We start from the raw sequence: 15892 nt of genomic DNA, 5'->3' as shown, positions 1-15892 counted from the left end.
ACCGCTGTGGAGTAGTCACGTGACCGAGCCGGCGAGGTCATGCGGCGGAGCAGCACGCGCGGCACGGGGTCGACGAGCGCCGGCGAGGAGAGTCCCGTGACGCAGCCGCGGCCCCGGATCCCGGAGGCCACCGTCGCCCGCCTGGCCGTGTACCTGCGGGTGCTCACCGGTCTGGCCGGCGGCCGCAGCACCGTCTCCTCCGGCGAGCTGGCCTCCGCGGCCGGCGTCAACCCCGCCGGGCTGCGCAAGGACCTCTCCCACCTGGGCCCCTGTGGCGTACGCGGGGTGGGCTACGACGTGGCGACCCTGCGCGACCGCATCGCGCAGGTGCTCGGCGTCGAGCGATCCCGTGCCTGCGTCCTGGTCGGGATCGGCAACCTGGGCACCGCGCTGGCCGACTACGCCGGCTTCGGCAGCCGCGGGTTCCGGTTCGTCGGCCTGTTCGACGCCGCCCCGGCGCGGGTGGGCCAGCACATCGGCGGCCAGCCGGTCCGTCCCATGGCGGAGCTCGACGAGGTGGTCGCCACGACGGCGGCCACGATCGGGGTCATCGCGACACCGGCCGAGGTCGCCCAGTCCGTCTGCGACCGGCTCATCGCGGCCGGGGTGAGGAGCATCTTGAACTTCGCACCGGTGGCGCTGTCCGCGCCCGCGGGGGTCGACGTCCGTCAGGTCGACCTCTCCGTCGAGCTGCAGGTCCTCGCCTTCCTGGGCCAGCAGCGCGGTGCCGCCGCGCCGGCCGTGGAGGTGCTCGCATGAGCCTGCTCGCGGTCGGCGTGAGCCACCAGACGGCCCCGGTCGCGCTGCTCGAGCAGTTCGCCATGGGCCACGACGACACCGTCAAGGCCCTGCACGAGCTGCTGGGCAGCGACCACGTCAGCGAGGCGATCGTGCTGGCGACCTGCAACCGGGTCGAGGTCTTCGCCGAGGTCGAGCGCTTCCACGGCGGCGTCACCGATGTCAGCCGGGTGCTCGCCCGGCAGGCCGGGGCCACGGTCGAGGAGCTCTCGCCGTACGTGACCGTCCACTACGAGGACCAGGCGGTCACCCACCTGTTCACCGTGGCCGCCGGGCTGGACTCGATGGTCGTCGGCGAGACCCAGGTCCTCGGTCAGCTGCGCAACGCCTACGCCCTCGCCCGCGAGCAGGGTTCCGTCGGCCGGGCCCTGCACCCGGTCGCCCAGCGGGCGCTGCGCGTCGGCAAGCGGGTCCACTCCGAGACCGGCATCGACAAGGCCGGCGCCTCGCTGGTGTCGGTGTCCCTCGACCGCGCCGAGGGCCGCATCGGCTCCCTGGCCGGCCGCCCGGTGCTCGTCGTCGGCGCCGGCTCGATGGGCGCGCTGGCCGCCACCACGCTGGCCCGCCGCGGCGCCGCGGTCACCGTCAGCAGCCGCACCCCGGCGCACGCCGAGCGGCTGGCCGTGTCGGTCGAGGGCCGCGCCGCCGACCTCTCCCGGCTCCCCGAGGAGATCGCCGCCGCCGACGTGCTGGTCACCTGCACCGGCGCCCGCGGCCTGGTCATCGGCACCGACGTGGTCGCCGCCGCGATGGCCGACCGCGTGCACCGCCCGCTGGTCGTCATCGACCTCGCCCTCCCGCGGGACGTCGACCCCGGTGTCGCGGCCGTGCCCGGCGTGCACGTCGTCGACCTGGCGCTGCTGCAGGGCGAGCGGAACGGAGCTCTCCTGCACGGCGAGCGGGCCGTCGCGGGCACGGTGGCCGCCGACGACGTCGCCGCCGCTCACGCCCTGATCGAGGCCGAGACCGCCCTGCTGCGCGCCGAGCGCCAGGCCGCCGCGGTCGCCCCGACTGTGTCGGCGCTGCGCAGCCAGGCCGCCGAGGTCGTCGACGCCGAGCTGCTGCGGCTGTCGACCCGGCTGCCCGACCTCGACGCGCGCGCCCGCAACGAGGTCGCCCGCACGGTGCGCCGCGTCGTCGACAAGCTGCTGCACGAGCCGACCGTGCGGGTCAAGGAGCTGGCCAGCGCGCCGGGCGGCGTCGACTACGCCGACGCGCTGCGTGCGCTGTTCGGCCTCGGCATCGACGCGGAGCTGGCCCCGGAGCGGGCCAACCTCGCCCAGGCGGTCACCGTCGACCCCGACGAGCTGCGGCAGGGCGGTGGGCACGCATGACCACCACCACCACCGGCACCCTCCGCCTGGGCACGCGGGCCAGCCAGCTGGCCACCACCCAGTCCCGGGCGGTCGCCGACGCGATCACCGCGGCCAGCGGCGTGCCCGTCGAGCTGGTGCACATCAGCACCGAGGGCGACCGCTCCTCGGCGGCGATCGCGCAGCTCGGCGGCACCGGCGTGTTCGTCGCGGCGATCCGCCAGGCGCTGCTGGAGGGCACCGTCGACGTCGCCGTCCACAGCTACAAGGACCTGCCGACGCTGCCCGAGCCCGGCCTCGCCGTCGCCGCCGTCCCGCCCCGGGAGGACCCGCGCGACGCGCTGGTCGCCCGCGGCGGGCTGACCCTCGGGGAGCTGCCGCCCGGCTCGCGGGTGGGCACCGGCGCCCCGCGCCGCGTCGCCCAGCTGCGCGCGCTCGGCCTGGGCCTGGACATCGTGCCGATCCGCGGCAACGTGGACACCCGCATGGCGCGGGTCGTGCCGGGTGACCTCGACGCCGTCGTGCTGGCCCGCGCCGGGCTGACCCGGCTGGGCCGGCTGGACGCCGTCACCGAGACCCTCGACCCGCTCCAGGTGCTCCCCGCGCCGGCGCAGGGCGCGCTGGCCGTGGAGTGCCGGGCCGACGACGACCGCACGCGGGAGCTGCTCGCCGCCCTCGACGACCCGGCCACCCGGGCCTGCGTGGTCGCCGAGCGCACCACTCTCGCCGCCCTCGAGGCCGGCTGCAGCGCCCCGGTGGCCGCCTACGCCGAGCTGGCCGAGGGCGAGGACGGCCCCGAGCTGTTCCTCCGCGCCTCGGTGACGGCGCTGGACGGCAGCGACGGCGTCCGCGGCTCGATCACCGGGCCGCCGGCCGAGGCCGAGCAGCTCGGCCGCGACCTCGCCGCCGAACTGCTCGACCGCGGCGCGGCCGAGCTCATGGCGGCCGCCCGATGAGCCCCATCCCCCCGGCCGGGCAGATCCCCCCGGCCTCCCGAACCCCCGCACACCAGCCCTCACGGGCCAGGAACAGGAGCACGCGATGACGCGCTTCCGCAAGCAGAACGGCGGGACGGCCGGCACGGTCGTCTTCGTCGGCGCCGGCCCGGGCGACCCCGGGATGCTGACCGCCCGGGCCACCGTGGCGCTCGCCGAGGCCGACACCGTCCTCGTCGACCCCGGGGTCCCGCAGACCCTCCAGGACGCCGTCCGCGACGAGCGCCCGGGGCTGGAGCTGACCACCGTCACCGGTGAGCCGGCCGAGGTCGCCAAGACCGCGGTCGCGGCGGCGAAGAACGGCAGCACCGTCGTCCGGCTGGTCGCCGGTGACCCGTTCACCTCCGACGCCGCGGTCAAGGAGGTGCTGGCCGTGGGCCGCACCTCGGTCGGCTTCGACGTCGTGCCCGGCGTCGCGTCGGCCACCGCCGTCCCGGCGTTCGCCGGCGTGGCGCTCGGCAGCACCGCGGTCACCGCGGACCTGCGCGGCGGCGAGGCCGACCTGGCCGCGCTCGCCGCCGCGGCCAAGGGCCTCGACGCCCCGCTGGTCCTGCAGGGCAACGCCGAGGACCTCCCCGACGCCGCGGCGCGGCTGGTCGAGGGCGGGCTGTCCGGCAGCACGCCGATCGTGGTGACCACCGGCGGGTCGGGCACCGGCCAGAAGAGCGTCGTCGCCAAGCTCACCGCCGTCGCGGAGAAGACCGCCGGGCTCGACGCGGTCACCGGCCCGGTCGTGGCCACCGTCGGGTCGGCCGTCGACAAGCGCGGCAAGCTGTCCTGGTGGGAGAGCCGGCCGCTGTTCGGCTGGCGGGTCCTCGTGCCGCGCACCAAGGACCAGGCCGGCGAGATGAGCGACCGGCTGCGCGCCTACGGGGCGGTGCCGGTCGAGGTGCCGACGATCGCCGTCGAGCCGCCGCGCAGCCCCGCGCAGATGGACCGCGCGATCAAGGGCCTGGTCACCGGCCGCTACGGCTGGATCGTGTTCACCTCGGTCAACGCCGTGAAGGCCGTGCGCGAGAAGTTCGTCGACCTGGGCCTCGACGCCCGGGCCTTCGCCGGCGTCAAGGTGGCCTGCGTCGGCGAGCAGACCGCCGAGGCGGTGCGGGCCTTCGGCATCGTGCCGGAACTCGTGCCGACCGGTGAGCAGTCCAGCCAGGGCCTGCTCGCCGACTTCCCGGAGTACGACGACGTCCTCGACCCGATCGATCGCGTGCTGCTGCCGCGCGCCGACATCGCCACCGAGACCCTCGCCGCGGGCCTGAAGGAGCGCGGCTGGGAGATCGACGACGTCACCGCCTACCGGACCGTCCGGGCCGCTCCGCCGCCCGCCCCCGTCCGCGAGGCGATCAAGGGCGGCGGCTTCGACGCGGTGTGCTTCACCTCGTCGAGCACCGTGCGCAACCTGGTCGGCATCGCCGGCAAGCCGCACGCGAAGACCGTCGTCGCGGTGATCGGTCCGCAGACGGCCGCGACCGCGCAGGAGTTCGGTCTGCGGGTCGACGTCCAGCCGGAGACCGCCGCCGTCGGGCCGCTGGTCGACGCGCTGGCCGAGTTCGCCGCGGCCCGCCGCGCCGAGGAGGAGGGCGACTCCAAGTGAGCGGAGGCGCCGCCATGACCCCCCCGGCCCGACCCCTCGCGCGCGGGCGTCGGCTGCGGTCGACGCCCGCGCTGCGGCGGCTCACCGCCCAGACGCGGCTGGCCCCGGCGGACTTCGTGCTGCCGGTGTTCGTCAAGGAGGGCATCGGCGAGCCGGTGCCGATCTCCTCGATGCCCGGCGTCGTCCAGCACACGATGGACTCGCTGCGCAAGGCCGCGCACGAGGCGGCCGAGGCCGGCATCTCCGGGCTGATGCTCTTCGGCATCCCCGCGGAGAAGGACCCGGTCGGCTCGCAGGCCGACGCCGCCGACGGGATCGTCAACCTCGCCCTGCAGCAGTTGCGCGCCGACCTCGGTGACGCGCTGGTGCTCATGGCCGACCTGTGCCTGTGCGAGTACACCGACCACGGGCACTGCGGCGTCGTGACCCCGGCCGGCGTGGTCGACAACGACCCGACGCTGGACCGTTACGCGTCGGTGGCGATCGCCCAGGCCCAGGCCGGGGCGCACGTCATCGCGCCCAGCGGGATGATGGACGGCCAGGTCGCGGCGATCCGCGCGGGCCTGGACGGCGCCGGCCACACCGAGACGCCGATCCTCGCCTACGCCGCCAAGTACGCCTCGGGCTTCTACGGCCCGTTCCGCGAGGCCGCCGAGGGGGCGCCGCAGTTCGGCGACCGCTCGACCTACCAGATGGACCCGCCCAACGCCGACGAGGCGCTGCGCGAGGTCGCGCAGGACCTCGCCGAGGGCGCGGACGCCGTCATGGTCAAGCCCGCGCTGCCCTACCTGGACATCGTCGCCCGGGTCGCCGACGCCGTCGACGTCCCGGTCAGCGCCTACCAGGTCAGCGGCGAGTACGCGATGGTCGAGGCGGCCGCGGCCAACGGCTGGGTGGACCGGCAGCGGGCGATCCTCGAGACGCTCACCGCCATCCGCCGCGCCGGCGCCGGGTCGGTGCTGACCTACTGGGCGGTGGAGGCCGCCCGCTGGCTGCGCTGATGCCGTACGTCGAGCCCGGGGGCTCCTGGCGGCCGTTCTGGCTGGTCGCCGGGGCCCTCGGGCTCCTCGTCGTCCTGGACCTGGTGCTGCCGGGGCCGGGGGTGCCGACGGGTGTCTGGGCGGGTCTCGGGGTCCTGACGGCGCTGCTCGCGGCGAACGTGGTCAGCGCCCGCCGCGCGTGGACGGTGCGGGTGGACGACGAGGCGCTCGCGGTCGGCCCGGAGCGGCTGCTGCTCACCGACGTCGATCCCGCACACCTGCGCGCCGTCGCCGCCGGCACCGCGGGGGTGGACGCCGGCGCGCCGGTCCTCGGCGGCGCGGCATCGCTGCCGCGCGGGCGCACCGGGCTGCCGCTGCGGCTCACCGACGGCCGCACAGTCCTCCTGCCCACCCGCGACCCGGCCGCGCTCACCACCACCCTGCTCGCCGCCGTGCCGGACACCCCGCACGGCCTCCCAGACCGGAAGGGGACACTGGGCTCGTGACCTCGCTGGACAGCCCTCCCTACGCCTACGAGGCCCCCACCTCCGCCCGCCTGTTCGCCCGCGGACAGCAGGTCACCCCCGGCGGGGTGAACAGCCCGGTGCGCGCCTTCCGCGCGGTCGGCGGTACCCCGCGGTTCATGGTGTCCGGCCAGGGCCCCTACCTCACCGACGCCGACGGACGCCGGTACGTGGACCTGGTCGCCTCCTGGGGGCCGCTGATCCTGGGCCACGCCCACCCGGCCGTCGTCGAGGCGGTGACCGCGGCCGCCCGCCGCGGGCTGACCTTCGGCGCCCCCACCGAGGGCGAGCTGGAGCTGGCCGAGGAGATCATCGCCCGGATGCCCCCGGTCCAGCGCGTGCGGCTGGTGAACTCCGGCACCGAGGCGGTGCTCTCGGCGGTGCGGCTGGCCCGCGGCGTCACCGGCCGCCCGCTGCTCGTCAAGTTCGCCGGCTGCTACCACGGCCACGTCGACGCCCTGCTGGCCGCCGCCGGCTCCGGGGTGGCCACCCTCGGCCTGCCCGACACCCCGGGCGTCACCACCGGCGCGGCCGCCGACACCGTCGTCCTGCCCTACAACGACGTCGCCGCGGTCGAGGCCGTCTTCGCCGAGCGCGGCGGGGAGATCGCCGCGGTCATCAGCGAGGCCGCGGTCGGCAACATGGGCGTCGTCCCGCCGCTGCACGGGTTCAACGCCGAGCTGCGCCGGATCACCGCCGAGCACGGCGCGCTGCTGATCCTCGACGAGGTCATGACGGGCTTCCGCGTCTCCCGCTCCGGCTGGTACGGCCTGGACCCGGTCGACGCCGACCTGTTCACCTTCGGCAAGGTCATGGGCGGCGGCCTGCCCGCCGCCGCGTTCGGCGGCCGCGCCGACCTCATGGACCACCTCGCGCCGGCCGGGCCGGTCTACCAGGCGGGCACGCTGTCGGGGAACCCGGTGGCCGTCGCCGCCGGGCTGACCACGCTGCGGCACTGCACCGACGAGGTCTACGCCCGCTGCGACGAGGTGGCCGTCACGCTGCGCGGCGCGGCCAGCGCCGCCCTCTTCGCCGCCGGCGTCCCGCACCGCGTGCAGCAGGCCGGGTCGATGTTCTCGGTGTTCTTCGTGCCCGACGAGCGGCAGGTGCGCGACTACGACGACGCCCGCAGCCAGGACGCCGCCCGCTACACCGCCTTCTTCCACGCGATGCTCGCCCGCGGGGTGTACCTCCCGCCGTCGGCGTTCGAGGCGTGGTTCGTCAGCGCCGCCCTGGACGACGAGGCCGTCAACCGCGTCCTCGAGGCGCTGCCGGCCGCCGCCCGCGCCGCCGCGGCCGCCGACCCCGCCACCGCCCCGCCGGCCGAGGACCCCACCGAGGTGACCACCTGATGGCACCGTCGCAGGGGCAGACCACCGTCGTCCACGTCCTGCGCCACGGCGAGGTCTACAACCCGGAGAAGGTTCTCTACGGGCGGCTGCCCGGCTACCGGCTGTCGGAGACCGGTGAGGCGATGGCGCTGGCCGCCGCCGAGTGGTTCGAGGCCGGTGCCGGTGCCCACCCGCCCGTCACCCACCTGGTGTCCAGCCCGCTGGAGCGGGCGCAGCAGACCGCCGCGCCGATCGCGAAGACGCTGGACCTGCCGGTGACCGTCGACGAGCGGCTGATCGAAGCCGGCAACGCCTTCGAGGGCCTGCGCGTCGGCGTCGGCGACGGCGCCCTGCGGCAGCCGCAGCACTGGTGGAAGCTGCGCAACCCGTTCCGGCCGTCCTGGGGCGAGCCGTACGTGGAGATCGCCGCGCGGATGCTCGCCGCGGTCGAGGCCGCCCGCGACGCCGCCCGCGGCGCGGCGGCCGTGTGCGTCAGCCACCAGCTGCCGATCTGGACGCTGCGGCTGCACCTCGAGGGGCGCCGGTACGCGCACGACCCGCGCCGCCGGCAGTGCGGCCTGGCCAGCGTCACCTCGCTGACCTACGAGGGCGACCGGTTCGTCGGCCTCTCCTACGCCGAGCCGGCCGGCGCCACCGACCCCGACGCGGTCCCAGGCGCATGAGTCACTCCCCACGAGGACGCTCCGCCGGCGCTCCGCGTCCCCGCGGGGGCCCCGGTGCGACGCGGCTGCTGGGGACCCTGGCCGCGGCGCTGCTGCTCGCCGGCTGCTCCACCGGCGCCAACGCCGTCGACGTCAACAACGGCGGGGAGTTCCGGTTCGTCGCCGGCACCCCGGCCGGGGAGGTCATCCCCGAGGCCGAGCGGGCCGCCGCGCCGGAGTTCTCCGGGACGTTGCTGGGCGGCGGCGAGTTCTCCTCCACCGAACTCGACGGCGACGTCGCCGTCCTCAACTTCTGGGGCTCGTGGTGCCCGCCCTGCCGGGTGGAGACCCCGCAGTTCCAGGAGGTCTACGCCGAGGTCCGCGACCGGGGGGTGGCCTTCCTCGGGCTGAACGTCAAGGAGACCAGCGAGCAGTTCGCCCAGGCGTTCGTCGACAGCGAGGGCATCGAGTTCCCCTCGCTCTACGACCCGCGGGGCGAGGTCGCGCTGGCGTTCCGGGACTACCCGGCCAACGCGATCCCGTCCACCATCGTGCTCGACCGCGACGGCCGGGTGGCCGCCGTCTACACCGGCGAGGTGGCGCAGGACGACCTGCGCGGCGTGCTCGACCGGCTGCTGGCGGAGGAGGGCTGATGGGCGAGACCTTCAGCGGCCTGGTCACCGACGGCCCGCTGCTCGTCGCGGCCGCGGTCGCGGCGCTGGTCGGGCTGGTCAGCTTCGCCTCGCCGTGCGTCCTGCCGCTGGTGCCCGGCTACCTGTCCTACGTCACCGGCCTGGCCGGCGCGGGCGCGCGCCCGACTGCTGCGGTCACGACCCCCGCCGGGGGCGGGACGGCGACCGCGGTGCGCACCGAGGCCGACGAGCGCTCGCCGCGCGGCCGGATGGTGCTCGGCGCGGTGCTGTTCGTCCTCGGCTTCACCGTCGTCTTCGTCGCGTTCGGCGCGGCCTTCGGCGGCCTGGGCCGGCTGCTGCTGCAGCACGCCGACGTCCTCACCCGCGTGTTCGGCGTGGTCACGATCGTCATGGGGCTGGCCTTCCTCGGCTGGCTGCCGTTCCTGCAGCGCACCGCCCGGCTGTCCGCCCGCCCGGTCGCCGGGCTGGCCGGCGCTCCGCTGCTCGGCGTCGTCTTCGGCCTCGGCTGGACGCCGTGCCTGGGGCCGACGCTGGCCGCGGTGAACTCCCTGGCCTACGTCGAGGCCACCGCCGGGCGCGGCGCCCTCCTCGGCGTCGCCTACTGCCTCGGCCTCGGGGTGCCGTTCGTGCTGGTGGCGCTCGGTGCCCGCTGGGCGCTCGGCGCGACGTCGTTCCTGCGCCGGCACGCCCGCACGGTCACCCGCGTCGGCGGTGCGCTGCTGCTCGTCGTCGGCGTCCTGCTGGTCACCGGCGCGTGGACGGAGATGATGGGCTGGCTGCGCTCGTGGCTGGCGGCCACCGGTCTCGCGGAGACCTCGCTGTGAGCGTCGCGAGGACGACGGGGGAGCGAGCATCGCAGCGAGCGCCAGTGAGCGAGGAGCGGAACGAGCCCGGAGTCGAGCTGTGAGCATCGAGGCCCCGCCGCGGCCGGCTGTGGCGCCGCAGCCGCCTGCCCGCCCCTCGCTGGGCCGGCGCGCGCTGAACCTGTGGCTGCGCTGGTGGCGCCGGCTCACCGCCATGCGGACGGCGATCATCCTGCTGTTCCTGCTCGCGCTGGCCGCCATCCCCGGGTCGCTGCTGCCCCAGCGCTCGCTCAACCAGAACAACGTGCGGCAGTACTTCGCCGACCACCCGACCCTCGCCCCGTGGCTGGACCGGCTGTACGCCTTCGACGTCTTCAGCTCGCCGTGGTTCGCCGCGGTCTACCTGCTGCTGTTCGTCTCGCTCATCGGCTGCGTCGTCCCCCGGCTGGTCGAGCACGTCCGCGCGCTGCGGGCGGCGCCGCCGGCGGCACCCCGCCGGCTGCTGCGGCTGCCCGACTCCGCCGAGCTGGCCACGCCGCTGGCCGGGCCGGCCGCCCTCGACGTGGTCGAGGAGGAGCTGCGGGTGCGGCGCTTCCGCGTCGTCCGCCGCTCCTCCCCGGCCGGGGACGAGCTCTCCGCCGAGAAGGGGTTCTGGAAGGAGTCGGGGAACATCCTGTTCCACCTCTCCCTGGTGGCCCTGCTGCTCGGCCTGGCCGGCGGCAAGCTGTGGGGGTACGAGGGCAGCATCCTGGTCACCGAGGGCCAGGGGTTCTGCAACAGCTTCCAGCAGTACGACACCTACTCCGCCGGCCCGCTGGTGGAGGGCGCCGACCTGACGCCGCTGTGCGTCGACCTCGAGGACTTCCGCGCCGAGTACGAGGAGAACCTGACCGCGGCCTCCTACACCGCCGACATCGCCTACGGCGCCCCCGGCGAGGAGGGCCGGCCGACGACGATCGGCGTCAACGACCCGCTGCGGGTCGACGGCGACCGCGTCTACGTCACCGGCCACGGCTACAGCCCGCGGTTCACCGTCACGCTGCCCGACGGCCGGGTCTTCGACGGGGTGTCGGCCCCCTTCCTCCCGACCGACCAGTCGACGCTGGCCAGCGAGGGCGCGCTCAAGCTGCCCGACCTCGGCGCCGGCGTCGACGACCAGCTGGCCATCCAGGGCTTCTTCGCCCCGACCGGCGTGACCCAGGGCGGCATCCTGACCTCGGTCGACCCGCGCCCGCTCGACCCGCAGGTGGCGATCCTGGCCTACCAGGGCTACCTGGGCCTGGACTCCGGCCTCCCGCAGTCGGTCTACTCGCTCGACCAGAGCCAGATCGACCGCGGCCGGCTGACCGAGGTCGGCCGCGCCAACCTCGCGGTGGGGGAGACCCTGACCCTGCCCGACGGGACGGCGATCACCTTCGACGGCGTCTCCCAGTTCGCGGCGATGCAGTTCTCCCACGACCCCGGCCAGGTGTGGGTGCTCGGCGCCGCGGTCAGCCTGCTGGGCGGCCTGCTGGCCCTGCTGCTCCTGCGCCGCGAGCGGTTCTTCGCCCGGGTCGGCCCCGCCCCCGACGGCGGCGGTACCGTGCTGACGGTCGGCGCCCTGACCAGGGGCGGCGGCGAGAGCGCCACCCGGTTCGCCGAGCTGACCGGCCGGCTGGAGGCCGCGCTCGACGAGCGTGCCCGCACCACCCCTGCCCCGTCGTCCGGCGGGGTCCGCACCGGAACCGGAGGCTCCCCGAGTGCCCGTTGACCAGTCGCTGGCCGAGCTGTCGGACACCCTGTTCTCGATCACCGTCGCGATCTACTCGGTGGCGGTCGTCGCCTTCTCCGCCCAGCTGGCCTTCGGCCGCCGGCCGGCGCGCGAGCTGGTCACGGCCGGCGTCGGGGCGAGCGAGGCAGGTGCGGCCGGCGACGCGCCCGCCGTCCGGCCGCGCAGCGCCCGCTGGGGACTGGTCGGCGTCGGGCTCACCGTGGTCGGCGTGGTCGTGCACGCCGCCGTCCTCGTCACCCGTGGGACGGCTGCCGGGCGGCTGCCCTGGGGCAACATGTACGAGTTCGCCACCGCCGTCGTGCTCATCGGGGTGGTGGCCTTCCTGGTGCTCGCGGCGCGCGTGCCCAGCGTGCGCAGCATGGGCGCCTTCGTGCTCGCCCCGGCGGTGCTCGCGCTCGTCGGGATCGGGCTGTTCCTCTACGCCGAGGCGGGGCCGCTGGTGGCCGCGCTGCGGTCGAGCTGGCTGGCGGTGCACGTCACCACGGCGATCATCGGTTTCGGGGTCTTCTTCGTCAGCGGGATCGCCAGCGTGCTGTACCTGCTGCGCGTCCGGTACGACGCCCGCGGGGAGGACGGCGGGACCTCGGTGCTGGCCAAGCTGCCCGCCGCGGCGACGCTGGACCGGGTCGCCCACCGCACCATCGTCTTCGGGTTCCCGGTCTGGACGTTCGCGGTCATCGCCGGCGCCATCTGGGCCGAGAGCGCCTGGGGCCGGTTCTGGGGCTGGGACCCGAAGGAGACCTGGGCGTTCATCGCCTGGGTCGTCTACGCCGGCTACCTGCACGCCCGGACGACGGCGGGCTGGCGGGGCCGCCCGGCGGCGTGGGTCAACGTCGTGGGCCTGGTCGTGATGGTGTTCAACCTGCTCTACGTGAACATGGTGTCCACCGGCCTGCACAGCTACGCCGGGGTCAGCTGAGTCCCTCCGTCGGGGTGACACGCCCGGCGTTCCGGGGCCGAACGACGTGACGCGGGGCGTCGCGCGTGCTTCCATGCGCGCATGACGCGATACCGGGCGGTCCGCCGTGGGTAGGCACGCGGCCGCCGACGGCGCCGCGGTCCACCCCGTCGTCGCCGCGGCGCTGGCCCGGCGGGCGGCGGGGCTGCCCCCGGGGCGGCACGGGGACCTGCGCGCCGAGGGCACGCACAGCAACGTCGGCTGGCCGGCGCGGGTGGACGAGCAGCCGTCCACCGGTAACCCCACGGGCTGGCCGGGCGGCATGACCGAGCAGTCGCCTCAGCAGGCACCCGCCGCGCCGGCGCGGCCCCGCGGCTGGCGCCGGTTGTTCGGCTCCCGCGCGGCCTGAGGGAGGACCCCGGCCTCCCCGCCACTCGCGAGCTCGTGGCGGGACCCTGCAGGGGGCCGAGGTCGGGGCTACGCCGGGGAGCCGTCGTCCCGCCGGGTGCGGCGCTCCAGTTCGCGCAGGAACTCCGGGTCGTCGTCCGGGGCGACCGGGCGCACGTTGCGCTGCGGCCGGGGACGCGGCCGGCGCGCGGGACGCACGCCACCGCCCCCGGCGGGACCGCCCGCAGCCGCGGCGGCGCGCATGACCAGCACCACCACGGCGACCGCCACCACCAGAACCACCAGGAAGACCATGGCGCCCGTTCCCCCTCGCCCGTCGAGCCCGAGTGCACTCCACAGTACGTGCGCGGCGATACTCGACCGCGGCAGGCAGCCGAGGGGTGAGGGGAGAGGGCCATCGACGCCGTCGACCGGCAGCTGATCGACCTGCTGCGTGCGAACGGGCGGGCGACCTACGCCGAACTGGCGCGGCAGGTGGGGCTGTCCTCCCCGGCGGTGCACGAGCGCGTCGGCAAGCTCGAGGCGGCGGGCGTCGTCCTCGGCTACGAGGCGATCGTCGACCCCACCGCGCTCGGGCTCGACGTCACCGCGCTGGTGAGCGTCATCGAGAGCGACTCGGTCGACGACACCGGCATCGAGGAAGCGCTGCGCGCGATGCCCGAGGTCGAGGACTGCTGGCGGGTCGCCGGCGCCGAGGGCTACGTCCTCAAGGTGCGGGTGACCGACATCCCGGCACTGGAGGCGGCCATCAGCGCGTTGAACAGGATCAGAGGCGTCGCACGCACCCGGACGACGGTCGTGCTGAGTACCAAGTGGGAGGGCCGCCATGGCCGAGAGCGCTGAACCGACGGTGCCGCAGGCGCCGACCGGAGGGCCGGCGGCGCGGCCGCGGATCGCCCCGTGGCTGGTGATCTACACCGTGGGCCGGTTCGCCATCGCCGCCGCGCTGGTGCTGCTGCTGTGGTGGCTCGGCCTGGACTTCTGGTCGGGCGCCCTCTTCGGCCTGCTGCTGTCGATGCCCGTCTCCTACCTGCTGCTGCGGCCCTCCCGCGAGCGGCTGACCGAGGCGCTGGCCGCGCGCAGCGTCGCCCGCAAGCAGGCCAAGCAGGACATCACCGCCCGGCTGACCGGCGACGGCGCCTAGCTGAGGGCCAGCCCCGCGCCCAGCAGGACGCCGGTGGCGAGCGTGAGCAGCCCCGTTCCCTGCAGCGCGCCGATGAGCACCCGCCCGCGCCCGCCGGAGAGCACGGTCCGCACCGGCGGCACGGCCAGGGGGACGGCGAGCAGGGCCAGCAACGCCCAGGGCCGGACGACGCCGATGCCGACGACCACCGCGAAGGCGACGACCACCAGCGCGGTGAACAGCACGCGGGTGCCCCGGTCGCCCAGCAGCACCGCCAGCGTGCGCTTGCCGACGGCGGCGTCACCGTCGATGTCGCGCAGGTTGTTCACCACGAGCAGCGCCACGATGAGCAGCCCGATCGGCACGGAGGCGGCCACCGCGAGCCCCTCGATCGTGCGGGTCTGCACGAACGTCGTCCCGACGACGGCGACCAGGCCGAAGAAGACGAAGACGAACACCTCGCCCAACGCCCGGTAGCCGTAGGGCAGCGGGCCGCCGGTGTAGGTCCAGGCGGCGGCGATGCAGACCGCGCCGACGGCGACCAGCCACCAGCTCGACAGCGCCGCCAGCACCAGCCCGGCGACCCCGGCGACGGCGAAGAACAGCACCGCCGCCAGCAGCACCTGGCGGGGCGTGGCCGCGCCCGAGCCGACCAGCCGCATGGGACCGACCCGCGCCGCGTCGGTGCCGCGGGTGCCGTCGGAGTAGTCGTTGGCGTAGTTGACCGCCACCTGCAGGGCCAGCGCGACGACCATCGCCAGCAGCGCCGGGCCGAGGCGGAAGCCGTCGAGGGCGGCGGCCGCGCCGGTGCCGACGAGCACCGGCGCCACCGCGGCGGGCAGTGTGCGCGGGCGGGCGCCGGCCAGCCACTGCGCGGGGGTGGCCATGGTCAGTGCCTCCCGTCGGTCACCGCGGCGGCGAGGCCACGGCGGTCGGGCTTGCCGGTGTGCAGGGTCGGCACGGCGGCGATCCGGTGCAGTTCCCGAGGGGCGGCGGGGCCGCCCAGCCGCTCGGCCACCCACGGTCGCAGCGTGGCCAGGTCGGGCTCGGCGCCGGGGGCCGGGACGACGGCGGCGACCACCCGCTGCCCCCACTCGGGATCCGGCCGGCCGAACACCACCGCGTCGGCCACGTCCGGGTGCTCGCGCAGGGCCCCCTCGACCGCCTGCGGTGCCACGTTGACCCCGCCGGTGACCACCACGTCGTCGAGCCGGCCGTGCACGGTGAGCCGGCCGTCGGTGCCGAGCGTCCCGGCGTCGCGGGTGCGGAACCAGCCGTCGGCGAACGCGGCCGCGGTGCCCTCGGGGTCGAGCCGGTATCCGAGCGCCAGCACCGGACCGGAGAGCTCGACACCACCCTCGCCCACCCGCACGCCGACGCCGGCCAGCGGCTCGCCGTCGTACACGCAGCCGCCGGCCGTCTCGGTCATGCCGTAGGTGGTGGCGACGGCGACGCCCGCCTCCCGCGCCCGCCCGAGCAGGGCCGGGTCGGTGGCCGCCCCGCCGACCAGCACCGCGTCGAACGCCCGCAGCGCGTCGGGCTCGGCGTCGAGGTACCGGCGCAGCTGGGTGGGCACGAGGGCGGTGTAGCGCCGTCCGCCGGGCATGCGGGCGAGGGCGTCGGCGAGCCGCTCGCCCCGAGCCGGCACGGTGGGCCGGGTGCCGGCGAGGATCGACCGGGCGAGCACCTGCAGCCCCGCGATCGCCGACACCGGCAGCGCCAGCAGCCAGGCGCCGGGGCCGCCGAGGCGGGCCAGCGTGGCCTCCCCGGAGGCGCGCACCGCGGCGGCCGGCAGCAGCACGCCGCGGCCGCCGCCGGTCGAGCCGGAGGTGACGACGACGAGGTCGGCTCCGGGCTCGAGCGGCTCCTCGGGGCGGAGCACCGCGCGGGCGGCCGCCACGGCCGCCGGGGGTCCCGCGGGCAGCACGGCCAGGGGTGCGGCGCCGTCGAGGGCGGCGCGCAGCGGGGGCAGCAGGTCGAGGGGATCGGCCGGCGCGGGGAGGAGGGTCAGCTGCCGGGACACGGGTCCCGAGGGT

At 76.1% G+C, this 15892-nt stretch carries 18 protein-coding genes and 1 pseudogene; 16 read left to right on the top strand and 3 right to left on the bottom strand.

Features of this window, described 5'->3' with window-relative positions; all coding sequences use genetic code 11:
• Nucleotides 1-96: 96 nt before the first annotated feature.
• The 13 genes from ACI79D_RS00165 to ACI79D_RS00105 all read left to right on the top strand — a co-directional run bounded on the left by ACI79D_RS00165 (nucleotide 97) and on the right by ACI79D_RS00105 (nucleotide 12734).
• Nucleotides 97-759: a redox-sensing transcriptional repressor Rex gene (locus ACI79D_RS00165; protein WP_456916262.1), complete on the top strand. Its 663-nt coding sequence runs from the start codon at nucleotides 97-99 to the stop codon at nucleotides 757-759.
• Nucleotides 756-2132, top strand: coding sequence for a glutamyl-tRNA reductase (locus tag ACI79D_RS00160; RefSeq protein ID WP_456916261.1), 1377 nt, complete (start codon nucleotides 756-758; stop codon nucleotides 2130-2132). Before ACI79D_RS00165 ends, ACI79D_RS00160 begins: the two co-directional genes overlap by 4 nt.
• Nucleotides 2129-3067 carry a hydroxymethylbilane synthase gene (hemC, locus tag ACI79D_RS00155; protein ID WP_456916260.1) on the top strand — a complete coding sequence of 313 codons (939 nt, stop codon included), beginning with the start codon at nucleotides 2129-2131 and terminating at the stop codon, nucleotides 3065-3067. Before ACI79D_RS00160 ends, hemC begins: the two co-directional genes overlap by 4 nt.
• A gap of 85 nt (nucleotides 3068-3152) precedes the next feature.
• On the top strand, nucleotides 3153-4703 hold the full coding sequence (locus tag ACI79D_RS00150; protein WP_456916259.1) for a uroporphyrinogen-III synthase: 1551 nt from the start codon (nucleotides 3153-3155) through the stop codon (nucleotides 4701-4703).
• Between the two features lie 14 nt (nucleotides 4704-4717).
• Entirely contained in the window at nucleotides 4718-5704 is a 987-nt protein-coding gene (hemB, locus tag ACI79D_RS00145; protein WP_456916258.1) for a porphobilinogen synthase, read from the top strand.
• A complete protein-coding gene (locus tag ACI79D_RS00140; RefSeq protein ID WP_456916257.1) occupies nucleotides 5704-6189 on the top strand; it encodes a hypothetical protein in 486 nt (161 codons plus the stop codon). Before hemB ends, ACI79D_RS00140 begins: the two co-directional genes overlap by 1 nt.
• On the top strand, nucleotides 6186-7559 hold the full coding sequence (hemL, locus tag ACI79D_RS00135) for a glutamate-1-semialdehyde 2,1-aminomutase (protein WP_456916256.1): 1374 nt from the start codon (nucleotides 6186-6188) through the stop codon (nucleotides 7557-7559). Before ACI79D_RS00140 ends, hemL begins: the two co-directional genes overlap by 4 nt.
• Nucleotides 7559-8221: a histidine phosphatase family protein gene (locus tag ACI79D_RS00130; RefSeq protein WP_456916255.1), complete on the top strand. Its 663-nt coding sequence runs from the start codon at nucleotides 7559-7561 to the stop codon at nucleotides 8219-8221. Before hemL ends, ACI79D_RS00130 begins: the two co-directional genes overlap by 1 nt.
• The gene (locus ACI79D_RS00125; RefSeq protein WP_456916254.1) at nucleotides 8218-8853 is read left to right on the top strand and encodes a TlpA family protein disulfide reductase; all 636 of its coding nucleotides are present in this window, start codon (nucleotides 8218-8220) and stop codon (nucleotides 8851-8853) included. The genes ACI79D_RS00130 and ACI79D_RS00125 overlap by 4 nt, the downstream gene beginning before the upstream one ends.
• A complete protein-coding gene (locus tag ACI79D_RS00120) occupies nucleotides 8853-9677 on the top strand; it encodes a cytochrome c biogenesis CcdA family protein (RefSeq protein WP_456916253.1) in 825 nt (274 codons plus the stop codon). The genes ACI79D_RS00125 and ACI79D_RS00120 overlap by 1 nt, the downstream gene beginning before the upstream one ends.
• 79 nt (nucleotides 9678-9756) lie before the next feature.
• A complete protein-coding gene (gene resB, locus ACI79D_RS00115) occupies nucleotides 9757-11406 on the top strand; it encodes a cytochrome c biogenesis protein ResB (protein ID WP_456916252.1) in 1650 nt (549 codons plus the stop codon).
• Nucleotides 11396-12346 (top strand): c-type cytochrome biogenesis protein CcsB, encoded by a 951-nt coding sequence (gene ccsB, locus ACI79D_RS00110; protein WP_456916251.1) that lies wholly within the window; start codon nucleotides 11396-11398, stop codon nucleotides 12344-12346. Before resB ends, ccsB begins: the two co-directional genes overlap by 11 nt.
• A 106-nt stretch (nucleotides 12347-12452) precedes the next feature.
• Complete coding sequence (locus ACI79D_RS00105; protein ID WP_456916250.1) at nucleotides 12453-12734, top strand: hypothetical protein; 282 nt, start codon at nucleotides 12453-12455, stop codon at nucleotides 12732-12734.
• 68 nt (nucleotides 12735-12802) lie between these two features.
• On the opposite strand, the gene ACI79D_RS00100 is transcribed toward ACI79D_RS00105, so the two are convergent.
• Complete coding sequence (locus ACI79D_RS00100) at nucleotides 12803-13027, bottom strand: hypothetical protein (protein WP_456916249.1); 225 nt, start codon at nucleotides 13025-13027, stop codon at nucleotides 12803-12805.
• Nucleotides 13028-13129: 102 nt separating this feature from the next.
• Here ACI79D_RS00100 and ACI79D_RS00095 point away from each other — a divergent pair.
• The 3 genes and pseudogenes from ACI79D_RS00095 to ACI79D_RS00085 form a co-directional block, all read left to right on the top strand.
• A pseudogene (locus tag ACI79D_RS00095) lies at nucleotides 13130-13210 on the top strand (AsnC family transcriptional regulator); the annotation flags it as partial.
• A gap of 18 nt (nucleotides 13211-13228) precedes the next feature.
• The gene (locus ACI79D_RS00090; protein WP_456916248.1) at nucleotides 13229-13576 is read left to right on the top strand and encodes an Lrp/AsnC family transcriptional regulator; all 348 of its coding nucleotides are present in this window, start codon (nucleotides 13229-13231) and stop codon (nucleotides 13574-13576) included.
• Entirely contained in the window at nucleotides 13560-13877 is a 318-nt protein-coding gene (locus tag ACI79D_RS00085) for a DUF4229 domain-containing protein (RefSeq protein WP_456916247.1), read from the top strand. Before ACI79D_RS00090 ends, ACI79D_RS00085 begins: the two co-directional genes overlap by 17 nt.
• On the opposite strand, the gene ACI79D_RS00080 is transcribed toward ACI79D_RS00085, so the two are convergent.
• Together ACI79D_RS00080 and menE are read right to left on the bottom strand one after the other, a co-directional pair.
• Entirely contained in the window at nucleotides 13874-14743 is an 870-nt protein-coding gene (locus ACI79D_RS00080) for a 1,4-dihydroxy-2-naphthoate polyprenyltransferase (RefSeq protein WP_456916246.1), read from the bottom strand. The genes ACI79D_RS00085 and ACI79D_RS00080 overlap by 4 nt on opposite strands.
• Nucleotides 14744-14745: 2 nt before the next feature.
• On the bottom strand, nucleotides 14746-15879 hold the full coding sequence (gene menE, locus ACI79D_RS00075; protein ID WP_456916245.1) for an o-succinylbenzoate--CoA ligase: 1134 nt from the start codon (nucleotides 15877-15879) through the stop codon (nucleotides 14746-14748).
• Nucleotides 15880-15892: the final 13 nt, after the last annotated feature.

This window comes from Geodermatophilus sp. SYSU D00708 (genome assembly GCF_054050115.1).
The sequence above is the reverse complement of the archived record's forward strand: the minus strand, read 5'-3'. Positions and strand labels throughout refer to the sequence as shown.

What these genes read in the sequence shown, in the direction of transcription:
- hemB (WP_456916258.1), top strand. Translation starts at nt 4,718, where the DNA reads ATGACCCCCCCGGCCCGACCCCTCGCGCGCGGGCGTCGGCTGCGGTCG.
- ACI79D_RS00130 (WP_456916255.1), top strand. Translation starts at nt 7,559, where the DNA reads ATGGCACCGTCGCAGGGGCAGACCACCGTCGTCCACGTCCTGCGCCAC.
- ACI79D_RS00085 (WP_456916247.1), top strand. Translation starts at nt 13,560, where the DNA reads ATGGCCGAGAGCGCTGAACCGACGGTGCCGCAGGCGCCGACCGGAGGG.
- ACI79D_RS00125 (WP_456916254.1), top strand. Translation starts at nt 8,218, where the DNA reads ATGAGTCACTCCCCACGAGGACGCTCCGCCGGCGCTCCGCGTCCCCGC.
- ACI79D_RS00150 (WP_456916259.1), top strand. Translation starts at nt 3,153, where the DNA reads ATGACGCGCTTCCGCAAGCAGAACGGCGGGACGGCCGGCACGGTCGTC.
- ACI79D_RS00100 (WP_456916249.1), bottom strand. Translation starts at nt 13,027, where the DNA reads ATGGTCTTCCTGGTGGTTCTGGTGGTGGCGGTCGCCGTGGTGGTGCTG.
- ACI79D_RS00120 (WP_456916253.1), top strand. Translation starts at nt 8,853, where the DNA reads ATGGGCGAGACCTTCAGCGGCCTGGTCACCGACGGCCCGCTGCTCGTC.
- ACI79D_RS00140 (WP_456916257.1), top strand. Translation starts at nt 5,704, where the DNA reads ATGCCGTACGTCGAGCCCGGGGGCTCCTGGCGGCCGTTCTGGCTGGTC.
- ACI79D_RS00080 (WP_456916246.1), bottom strand. Translation starts at nt 14,743, where the DNA reads ATGGCCACCCCCGCGCAGTGGCTGGCCGGCGCCCGCCCGCGCACACTG.
- hemC (WP_456916260.1), top strand. Translation starts at nt 2,129, where the DNA reads ATGACCACCACCACCACCGGCACCCTCCGCCTGGGCACGCGGGCCAGC.
- ACI79D_RS00160 (WP_456916261.1), top strand. Translation starts at nt 756, where the DNA reads ATGAGCCTGCTCGCGGTCGGCGTGAGCCACCAGACGGCCCCGGTCGCG.